Source organism: Collimonas sp. (genome assembly GCF_035566555.1).
Lineage (GTDB): Bacteria > Pseudomonadota > Gammaproteobacteria > Burkholderiales > Burkholderiaceae_D > Collimonas.
In genome coordinates this window covers 1-7,498 of record NZ_DATMRB010000117.1, presented here as the reverse complement: position 1 = coordinate 7,498, position 7,498 = coordinate 1, and the positions used below count along the sequence as shown (strand labels likewise).

Sequence of the window (7,498 nt, the reverse complement as noted above, 5' to 3'; positions counted from 1 at the left end):
AATCCTCTGGAAGCACGCCAAGTATCACTGGCGCCGTTTCGTCACATGGACAAAAGAAACCATCGACACGGAGATTGAAAAGCTCTTCACCGGCTACGGATCAAAATCTGAAATTCGTTTTTCGTGAACACTTAATGAGATGCATCAAATTTTTGGCAACGTGTAATCACTATAATTTATTCATAATAAAAAAGGGAAATCATGAAAAGGGGTTCATTAATTTTATGTTCGGCGCTGTATGCCGGTCTCTCGGGACTGGCATATGCGCAAACGGCGCCGGCAGAAAACGCCGCGGCCGATCCGGCAGTATCTCAGCCTGAAATGCAGGCGCAAGTACAAGTGCAAGATGCCGCGAGCCCGGTTCCGCCCAAGCCGCATAGCGGATTGCAAGTACCGAAACTGGCGATACGCTGGGACTGCAAGGAAGAATGCACGGTGAACGAGAAGGTGGCGCCGTTGATCGAGAAGGGCTACGCCGACGCAGCGATGAAACAAGGCTATGCGGTCTCTGATTCCGAAACGGCGGAAATGGTAATAACCGATTATCACCAGCGCCCGCCCGGCGCACGCGTCATGCTGGGTTTTTTGGCGGGGAGAGACAGGTTGGGTGTACGCATTGTCTACCACGCGCAAGAGCGCAAGGCGGAAGACTACTACGCCAATTCCTGGCTCGGAATGAATTCGTTGTGCGAGTCGGTAGCGCAGAAAAGCTACTCTGAAATAATCACGATAGTCAAAGCAGAGCAGGCAAAACCAGCAGCAAACTGAAGTAGAAAACAATTGGGGTCAGAGTCGAATTTATTAATTTGACTCTGACCCCAATTTTGTTGGGAAGCGCTGAGTTAGCTGCTTCCCGATTGCTGGATTATGGCGTCACTGGCGTAAGAGTGACCGGTTTCAGTTTCGACTCCAGCATTTTCCCTTTGCGGGCGCGTTTGCCGATATGCGGCGCCAGGCCGGATGCCGACAGGGCGACTTGCTGCGCTTTGCCGCCGCGGCCGACGCCGGTGACCAGCACGCCGCGCTGGCTGATCGGTTGCGCTGCCAGCAGTTTTTCGTTGGCTTCCAGCTCCATCAGGATCACGCCGCGGCCGCCGTTGCTGAGCGACTTGCATTCATCCAGTCCGAATACCAGCAAGCGGCCTTTTTCCGACAGGCAGGCGATGGCGCTGGCGCTGCTGCCCAGCGCTTGCGGCGGCAGCGGCAGGTCGCCTTCGTCCAGTGTGACGTAGGCCTTGCCGGCCTTGACCCGGCTCAGCATGTCGCCGAGCTTGGCGGTGAAGCCGTAGCCGCCGGAGCTGGCCAGCAGCAAGACGGTGTCCAGCGGGCCGGCGAAGTAATGCAGGATGCTGCTGCCGTTGGCGAGGTCGATCAGGGTCGTGATCGGGACGCCGTCGCCGCGCGCGTTAGGCAAGGTTGCAACCGATACCGAATAGATACGGCCGTTGGAGCCGAAAGTCAGCAGGTTGTCGACCGTGCGGCACTCGAAGGCGCCGTACAAGGCGTCGCCGGCCTTGAAGCCGAACTGGCTGGCGTCGTGGCCATGGCCGGTGCGTGCCCGCACCCAGCCCTTTTGCGAAATGATGACGGTCACCGGTTCATCGATGATCTTGGTTTCCACCACGGCTTTTTCAGCCGCTTCGATCAAGGTGCGGCGGCCATCGCCGAACTGTTTCTGGTCGGCTTCGATTTCCTTGATGATCAAACGCTTCATCGATGCCGGATTGTCGAGCAGGTCTTGCAGCGTGGCTTTTTCGTTGCGCAGCTCGGCCAGCTCCTGCTGGATCTTGATCGACTCCAGGCGCGCCAGCTGACGCAGGCGGATTTCCAGGATGTCTTCCGCCTGGCGGTCGGACAGGTTGAAGGCGGCGATCAGCGCCGGCTTCGGTTCGTCCGATTCGCGGATCAGCTTGATCACCTTGTCGATATTCAGCAGGATCGCTTCGCGGCCTTCCAGGATATGGATGCGGTCTTCGATCTTCTGCAGCTTGAATTGCGAGCGGCGCGTGACAGTAACAAAACGGAAGCTGATCCACTCGCGCAAGATCATGCCCAGGCCCTTCTGGCGCGGGCGGCCATCGCCGCCTATCATCACCAGGTTGATCGAGGCGCTGCTCTCCAGCGAGGTGTGGGCCAGCAGCATGTTGGTGAATTCGGTCTGGTCCAGGTTCTTCGATTTCGGTTCGAACACCAGGCGTACCGGCGCGTCGCGGCCCGATTCGTCGCGCACCGTATCCAGCACCGACAGGATGGATGTCTTGAGCGCGATCTGGTCTGGCGTCAGGGTTTTCTTGCCGAGCTTGATTTTCGGATTGGTCAGTTCCTCGATCTCTTCCAGGATCTTTTGCGACGATGCGCCCGGCGGCAATTCGGTGACCACCGCCTGCCACTGGCCGCGCGCAAGGTCTTCGATTTTCCAGGTGGCGCGCACCTTCAGGCTGCCGCGGCCGCTTTCGTACATCTCGGAAATCGCCGTGGCCGAAGTGATGATCTGGCCACCGCCCGGGAAGTCCGGGCCTGGGATGATCTGCATCAGTTCGGCATGGCTGAGCGCCGGATTGCGGATCAGTGCGACCGCCGCCTTGGCCACCTCCTGCAGATTATGCGATGGAATTTCAGTGGCCAGGCCGACCGCAATACCCGAGGCGCCGTTCAGCAGGACGAAGGGCAGGCGCGCCGGCAGTAGTTTCGGTTCTTCGGTGGAGCCGTCGTAGTTGGGCTGGAAATCGACCGTGCCCATGTCGATTTCTTCCAGCAGCAGGCGGGCGATCGGCGTCAGGCGCGCTTCGGTGTAACGCATCGCCGCAGCGCCATCGCCATCGCGCGAACCGAAGTTGCCCTGGCCATCGACCAGCGGGTAGCGCAACGAGAAATCCTGGGTCATGCGCACCAGTGCGTCATACACAGACTGGTCGCCATGCGGATGCAGCTTGCCCAGCACGTCGCCCACCACCAGCGCAGACTTGCGCGGCTTGGCGGCGGCGTTCAGGCCGAGTTCGCTCATTGCATACAGGATGCGGCGCTGCACCGGCTTCTGGCCGTCGGAGACGTCGGGCAGGGCACGGCCCTTGACTACCGAAATGGCGTAGTCGAGATAGGCGCGTTCAGCAAAGGTGGCAAGGGTTAAAGATTCGGCGTCCGGAGTTGGTGCATCTGGTGTTGCAAACAGATCGTTTTGGTCGGTCATGGAGAGTCGTGAATGATTCGGGCGGTTATTCGATTAAAGGAGTTGTCGCCGCAGGCAGCGCTGCCGCTGGCGGAATCAGGCTGGCGGCGGGCGCCGGCGCGATGTCGGCCGGCATGCTGCGGCGGCCGGGAATCACCAGCTGGATGCGCCTCAGGCCGGCGCCGCCGCTGCTGCCGGATTGCGCCAGGGCAGGCTGGTACAGCTGGTAGAACTGTCGCACCAGCTGGACGTAATTGCGCGTTTCCGGATAGGGCGGTATCTGGTTTTTATACTTTTGCACGGCGCCTTCGCCGGCATTATAGGAAGCGATCACCAGCTCCTGCTGGGTCGGATAGAGCTTGAGCAGGTCGCGCAGATAACGCGCGCCGAGGCGGATATTGGTGCGCGGGTCGGTTAGTTTCTGCTCGATCGGCTTTTTCTTGTCGCCGCTCAGGCCGTAGCGTTCTGCGGTGGCCGGCATGATCTGCATCAGGCCGATTGCTCCCTTGGGCGACACGGCGGCGGGATTGAAGCCGGATTCGGCCGCCATCACCGCCTTCAGCAAGGCCGGATCGAGCGCAAATTCTTGCGCCGCCTGGTTCACCAGCTGCTCGTACTTTTTCAGGTTGGGATGCTGCGACAGATAACGGAACAAGGGGCTGTCGCGCACTGCCGGATCGAGCGGCTTTCCGCTCTTGGCGGTGAGCTGGGACGAATCGAAAGCGCCGTCGCCGCGCATGAACAGCTGATAGCGCTCATCCAGCTTTTCTGTCGAAAAATGGCCCATGCCGTCGGCATCGATATAGCCGAAGATATCCGCGCGCGCACTGGTGACGGAAGTCAGCAATGCGAACGTCAGCAGTGTAGCTGTAAGGAGTTGGCCCAAATGACGGCGAAGCGGATTCATCTGTTAAGGCTGGCCAAGCTTCGGGCGTATGGCGTTACGGCGTTTCATTAAAAACAATATCCTTTGTGTTGGCAGGTTCTGGCGTGAACTGCGATAAAACTCGGGTGCATGGACAGGGCGGCTGCCCATGCTGCTGCAGGGACGCGGTTACAGGAAAGATCGGTTGAGCGCTAGCGTTCTGTCTCAGAACCCTACTAATAACCCGGCGAGCCAGGTCACGGCTATCGAATCGTAATGCAGCGCTCATGATAATACGTTTCGCAGATATGGATGGCCGGCGGTAAAATTGTTACCAATATTGCCTTATGTCAATATTTTTGCCGGTCGTCCCACCGTCCTCAGATATCCGCCTCGGCCTCATTCCCGTGTTCTTCGATCCAGGCGCGCCGTGCTGCCGCTTCGCCTTTGCCCATCAGCATATTGAAGCGGTTTTCCGAGGCTTCCAGATCGAAGCCGCCCAGCGTGATCGGCAGCAAGCGGCGCGTATCCGGGTTCATCGTGGTTTCCCACAGCTGTTCGGCGTTCATTTCACCCAGGCCTTTGAAGCGCGAGATCGACCAGGCTGTCTCCTTGACGCCATCCTTGCGCAATTTATCTTCGATGGCTTCGAGTTCGCCGTCATCCAGGGCGTAAATCTTTTGCGCCGGTTTCTTGCCGCGCGCCGGGGCATCGACCCGGTACAGCGGCGGCCGCGCGACGCAGATATTGCCGCGGTCGATCAATTGCGGGAAGTGGCGGAAGAACAAGGTCAGCAGCAGCACCTGGATGTGCGAACCGTCGACGTCAGCATCGGACAGGATGCAGATCTTGCCATAACGCAGACCGCTGAAATCGATGGTGTCGCTCTTGCTGTGGGGGTCGACGCCGATGGCAACCGCGATGTCGTGGATTTCATTGTTGGCGAACAGGCGGTCGCGCTCGGTTTCCCAGGAATTGAGCACCTTGCCGCGCAAAGGCAGGATCGCCTGGAATTCCTTGTCGCGCCCCATTTTCGCCGAACCGCCGGCGGAATCTCCCTCGACCAGGAACAGTTCATTGCGGGTGATGTCGCTGGATTCGCAATCGGTCAGCTTACCCGGCAAGACGGCAACCCCGGAAGATTTCTTCTTCTCGACTTTTTGCGCCGAGCGCAGGCGGTTCTGGGCCTGCTTGATGACCAGGTCGGCCAGCTTCTTGCCGTATTCGACATGCTGGTTCAGCCATAGCTCCAGCGCCGGCCGGGTATAGGTCGAGACCAGCCGCACCGCATCGCGCGAGTTCAGGCGTTCCTTGATCTGGCCCTGGAACTGCGGATCCAGCACCTTGGCTGACAAGACAAAGGAGACGCGCGCAAACACGTCTTCCGGCAACAGCTTGACGCCCTTGGGCAGCAGCGAGTGCATTTCGACGAAGCTCTTGACGGCGCCGAACAGGCCTTCGCGCAAGCCCGATTCGTGCGTGCCGCCGGCCGAGGTGGGGATCAGGTTGACATAGGATTCGCGTACGATGGCGCCATCTTCGGTCCAGGCCACCACCCACGCCGCGCCTTCACCCTCGGCGAAGCCTTCGGCGTCGGCGTTGGCGTATTGCTCGCCTTCGAACAGCGGGATCAGCGGTTCGGCATTCGAGGATTGCGCCAGCGATTCCATCAGGTAGCCGCGCAAGCCCTGATCGTACTGCCAGGTCTGGCTGTCGCCGGTCTTGGCGTTCAGCAGCGTCACCTTGACGCCCGGCAGCAGCACTGCCTTGGAGCGCAGCAGGCGTTGCAGTTCCGGTTGCGAGATGGCCGGCGAATCGAAGTATTTCGGATTCGGCCAGGCGGTGACGCGGGTGCCGGATTTCTTGTCGTCGCGGCCCAGCGGGCGCGATTTCAGCTTTTCGATCACATCGCCGTCGGCAAATACCATGTGGTGGACGCCAGCTTCGCGCCACACCGTAATCTCCAGCCGCGAGGAGAGGGCGTTGGTGACCGAGACGCCGACGCCATGCAAGCCGCCGGAAAAGGAATAGGCGCCGCCGCTGCCTTTGTCGAACTTGCCGCCGGCGTGCAAGCGGGTGAACACGATTTCCACCGTCGGCACTTTTTCTTCAGGATGCATGCCGACTGGAATGCCGCGCCCATCGTCCTCGACGCTGACGCTGCCGTCGGTATTCAGGGTCACCAGAATATTCTTGCAATAGCCGCCGAGCGCTTCATCCGAGGCGTTGTCGATCACTTCCTGGATGATATGCAGCGGATTTTCGGTGCGGGTGTACATGCCCGGGCGTTGCTTGACCGGCTCCAGGCCCTTCAGTACGCGGATCGATGATTCGCTATAGTCGGATTGCGGTGATTTTTTGGTTGCCATTCAGTCGGTTCAGGTAAATGTGAAATATTGTTAATTTGCAACTAAATTCGGGATTGCTGGTTATTATCCTGACCGCATTCTAATGAAAAAGCGGCCAGGGCGGGCACAATGTGCGCTTGCAATAAATGGATTTGCGCTTCGGCAGGGCACGGGAAGCTGCTGCGCACCATGCCGCGGAAATCAGGCGAAGGGCCTGTAGCCGGGATTCTTGCCAATATTATTGGAACCTGGCAATAAAATGTTGTTGTTTTTGCACAGTGTATTGATAAAAATAAAAGCTAAATAAAGACGCTGCTATCATGGTTTGGTCGAGATCCGCGCAACAGGGGGCATATAAAAAAATGAAAAATCATAACGCACCATTCGCCATTCGTTTCATCGGGTTTTCTGCGCGTGAAATTAATATTTTCGACGCCACATTCTCGGTCGAACAAAACCGCCAGAAGCAGTATTTTCGCCTATTCGCGGACAGCTTGCAGGAACCGGACCTGTACCTGGTCAATTCCGACGATCTGAAAGCGCTGGCGATGCTGGCCGACATGGAGCCGAACAATCTGCGGCCGGCGCTGCTGGTCGGCACCCCGCATGTGGACCTGCCGTTCGCCAATGTCGAGCGGCCGATACGCTGGCTCAAGCTGTTCGATGCCCTGGACACCTTGATGGAGCGGCGCCTGATCATGCTGGCCAAGCAGAATCCGGCCGATGCCGCGCTGGTCAGCAATGTGCCCGAGAGGCGCCGGCGCGAACGCCTTGACCTCGACCTCACCGATCCGCAGGAATACGAGCGCATGCGCAACAAGGCGCCGCAAAGCGACCGCATCCTGGTGATCGACAATCAATCGACCTTCCGCGATGACCTGGCGATGGCCATGGCGCATCATGTCGTGCCGGTCGAATGGGCCGGCAGTCCGGACGCCGCGGCAGAGGTTTATACCCGGCTCAGCATTTCCGTGGTGCTGATCAATCCCAGGCTGGCGCAGATCGATCCCTATGAGCTGTGCAGCAGCATCAAGCTTCAGCACAAGAAGACCCGGGTAGCCGTGGTTTTTCTGAGCGATAAAGACTTCAGCTACGATCAGGCGCGGGCCAGCGAGGCGG

Annotated in this window: 5 protein-coding genes; 2 read left to right on the top strand and 3 right to left on the bottom strand. The window is 59.0% G+C overall.

All coding sequences use genetic code 11. The features are described from left to right. Positions 1 to 321 precede the first annotated feature (321 nt). Positions 322 to 768 carry a hypothetical protein gene (locus VNZ65_RS15265; protein WP_325670436.1) on the top strand — a complete coding sequence of 149 codons (447 nt, stop codon included), beginning with the start codon at positions 322 to 324 and terminating at the stop codon, positions 766 to 768. Between the two features lie 97 nt (positions 769 to 865). Here VNZ65_RS15265 and parC read toward each other — a convergent pair whose 3' ends face one another. From parC to VNZ65_RS15250, 3 genes are all read right to left on the bottom strand, one after another. Beyond that, the gene (gene parC, locus VNZ65_RS15260; protein WP_325670434.1) at positions 866 to 3,187 is read right to left on the bottom strand and encodes a DNA topoisomerase IV subunit A; all 2,322 of its coding nucleotides are present in this window, start codon (positions 3,185 to 3,187) and stop codon (positions 866 to 868) included. Positions 3,188 to 3,212: 25 nt separating this feature from the next. Beyond that, on the bottom strand, positions 3,213 to 4,073 hold the full coding sequence (locus VNZ65_RS15255; RefSeq protein WP_414649141.1) for a lytic transglycosylase domain-containing protein: 861 nt from the start codon (positions 4,071 to 4,073) through the stop codon (positions 3,213 to 3,215). A 338-nt stretch (positions 4,074 to 4,411) separates the two neighbouring features. Next, a complete protein-coding gene (locus VNZ65_RS15250) occupies positions 4,412 to 6,400 on the bottom strand; it encodes a DNA topoisomerase IV subunit B (RefSeq protein WP_325670430.1) in 1,989 nt (662 codons plus the stop codon). Positions 6,401 to 6,741: 341 nt separating this feature from the next. On the opposite strand from VNZ65_RS15250, the gene VNZ65_RS15245 reads away from it, so the two are divergent. Further along, positions 6,742 to 7,498, top strand: a 757-nt coding sequence (locus VNZ65_RS15245; RefSeq protein WP_325670428.1) for a response regulator, incomplete at its 3' end; no start/stop codon positions are given.

What these genes read in the sequence shown, in the direction of transcription:
- VNZ65_RS15255 (WP_414649141.1), bottom strand. Translation starts at nt 4,073, where the DNA reads ATGAATCCGCTTCGCCGTCATTTGGGCCAACTCCTTACAGCTACACTG.
- VNZ65_RS15265 (WP_325670436.1), top strand. Translation starts at nt 322, where the DNA reads ATGCAGGCGCAAGTACAAGTGCAAGATGCCGCGAGCCCGGTTCCGCCC.
- VNZ65_RS15250 (WP_325670430.1), bottom strand. Translation starts at nt 6,400, where the DNA reads ATGGCAACCAAAAAATCACCGCAATCCGACTATAGCGAATCATCGATC.
- parC (WP_325670434.1), bottom strand. Translation starts at nt 3,187, where the DNA reads ATGACCGACCAAAACGATCTGTTTGCAACACCAGATGCACCAACTCCG.